Below are 662 nucleotides of genomic sequence, written 5' to 3'. Positions count from 1 at the left end.
TTTAGTTTCTATGGGGTAACTGATCGTTTTGATGGATAGTCGAAAAGTCGGTTTGAGATAGGCGGTTTTGCAGTGTGTGTTGTAAGCGCGTTGGGGTAATACACCTACAATCAATCACACAAATGAATTAACCTCAATTTGCTATCGATATGCAACTGTGTAATCTTCTTTATAGTGGTGAACAAATGGAGCTTGACCAACTATGAAGATGATTTTCGTCGATGCTGAAAATGTAGGACTGAAGGAGCTAGAAAAAATTAATGCTTCGGTCGTTGATAAAGTCTTTGGTTTTTCTAAGTCAGATTCAGTCAAGCTTGTTTGTGAAAAGTCGTTGTATCTGTTCTTATCTGACTATCCGACAGGTCAGAACCAAGCCGATTTCTATATCATTGCATATCTGTCTAGGGTGCTACTTGCTTTAGATAAAAAGCAACTGGGCTCTGTTCACTTTGAGCTATACAGTAACGATGAAAGTTTGATTTCAGCATTTGAGTTTCAGTGCAAGCAATTAGGCGCACCTTGTCAAAGCATCAGAACTAGAGACAACACCGTTGTTCCAATTATTAAGTCACAGCAGACACTCCAAAAATCGCCTGAAGACAAGTTTCTTCATGCTTTGAAGTCTCCTCGTGCTTTAGATCCTAGCTTTCAAAAGCAGCTAG

At 39.4% G+C, this 662-nt stretch carries 1 protein-coding gene; it reads left to right on the top strand.

Features of this window, described 5'->3' with window-relative positions; genetic code table 11:
• Positions 1 to 202: 202 nt before the first annotated feature.
• On the top strand, positions 203 to 662 hold a 460-nt coding region (locus R7044_RS25855; RefSeq protein WP_225456078.1), incomplete at its 3' end, for a hypothetical protein.

Source organism: Vibrio sp. 1402 (assembly GCF_033340275.1).
Note: the sequence above shows the minus strand (reverse complement) of the source record. Positions and strands in the feature narration are given on the sequence as shown.